At 65.2% G+C, this 1,685-nt stretch carries 2 protein-coding genes; one reads left to right on the forward strand and one right to left on the reverse strand.

Features of this window, described 5'->3' with window-relative positions:
• A partial coding sequence (locus ABT299_RS52590; protein WP_500255466.1) for a helix-turn-helix domain-containing protein occupies nucleotides 1-490 on the reverse strand: 490 nt, incomplete at its 3' end.
• 619 nt (nucleotides 491-1,109) lie between these two features.
• On the opposite strand from ABT299_RS52590, the gene ABT299_RS52595 reads away from it, so the two are divergent.
• Complete coding sequence (locus ABT299_RS52595; RefSeq protein WP_500255467.1) at nucleotides 1,110-1,547, forward strand: ATP-binding protein; 438 nt, start codon at nucleotides 1,110-1,112, stop codon at nucleotides 1,545-1,547.
• Nucleotides 1,548-1,685: the final 138 nt, after the last annotated feature.

A 1,685-nucleotide genomic window follows, 5' to 3' on the forward strand; every position in this document is an offset into this window, starting at 1 on the left:
GCTGGCGGGCGATCTGATCGTGGCCGGCGTCGTGGGCCATCCAGCCGGCCATCTCGGTGAACCCGCCTGCTGCGGTGAAGATGCTCGTGCGTCCCCTGTTCGTCTGGCTGCCGAATAGTCGGGGTGCAAGGGTGGATTGCAGGTAGCTGGTGACAGTGGGGTAGAGGTGGCCACCACCGACCTGCCGGTCTGCCGCTCGGAAAGCGTGGAGCGTCGTCATATCGGGGTCTTCGCTCGAAGGCAGGGTGCTGCCGAGCGGGCTGAGTACGGCGTGCTGCACGGCTGCGGGGAGCGATGGCTTGACGGCCCGCTGGGGAACGCGGGCGGCGGGCGGTGCTTGCGTCTCTTTTTGGAGCTCGAACCACAGCAGGTCAGATGGAACGCCGAGGGTGCGGGCCCAGGGGACGAGGCGATCGAGGTCGGTGACCGGCGGTCCGCTCTCGATGCGGCTGAGTTGGGTCTGGGTGATGTTGAGCCAGCGCGCGACCATATCCTGCGGCAGGGCGCGGGGACCATGGTGTGGATGGTGACGGTAGGCCCGGATGAGCCGCCCGATGTGCCAGTTCTCCAGAGCTGCTCGGAGTGGGGCCGCATTCCAGAAGTCGGCGGGGACGGAGGGCGGCTTGTTGAAACGATCACGTGCCTTCGCCTGGCAGGGGGCGCACTGCGCGCCTGGGTTGCTCCGCGCAAGGCGTGCGCCACAACTGTGGCAAATGCGGTCATTGTCCCCAGTTTTCATAGCCGGCAGTGACTTCCTGGAGTGATCGATTTCGATGGGTGCTCGTGTCCGGGCGATGCCTGTCTCAGTCTTATACATCAAGCGCATAAGTGCTATGCCGAACTCGCGTAGCTCGGCGGCCCTTCAGATCAGAGGCTGGTCACCCACGGCAGGCATTGACCCGTCCGGAGGGCGCCATGTGCACCGCAGGCAGACGAGTTGGTGCGGGAGTGTGTCCGCCGTGCTTCAAGCGCAGGGTCGGCGTCGTCAGCAGATGTTCGTTTCCCCCGTTGCGGCATCTGTGTGAGCTCAGGCTCTGGCGCCGGCCCTGCTTTCAAGCGAGCTGGCGATGCGCGAGGGCGGCAAAATGACTGCTTGGACACATCAAAGCGTGCTGACGCTCACCGCGCTTCCCAACGCCGCGTACTGGGCGCGTCGACACACCGAGGACGTCTTGAAGCGGTGGAGTGCATGCGTCGCGCTCGGTGACGCGAAGCTTGTGATTACCGAGTTCATCAGTAACGCGGTGAAGGCGACCGGCACACTCGATGTGCGGCAGCAGAAGGCATACGCAGAAGCTCCGCTCGCGGTGCCCTACACCGAGGTCTCTCAACTCAAGTGGGTACGGCTGCGTTTGTCCTACGGGCGGGCCATGCTGCTCATCGAGGTCTGGGACAGCAGCGATGAGCCGCCGGTCGAGCAACTGCCCGACTTCGAGTCCGAGGGCGGACGCGGGCTGTTCGTCGTCCGCGCCCGCTGCGACAAGTGGGGCTGGTACCCGGCACAGGGCGGTGGCAAGGTGGTGTGGGCGGAACTGCGGGCTTCATGAGTCATCACTCCTTCGAGACACCCCGGGTTATCTTCCGAGTCGTCGGGAGTGCCGATGTGGGTGATTCTGGCGCATGCGACGGTCGCGGCGGTTCTCGATTTTGTCTCCTGTAGCGGAAGCCCAGGGCCTCGTCCGGGA

This window comes from Spirillospora sp. NPDC000708 (assembly GCF_040299565.1).
Classification (GTDB): Bacteria; Actinomycetota; Actinomycetes; order Streptosporangiales; family Streptosporangiaceae; genus Spirillospora.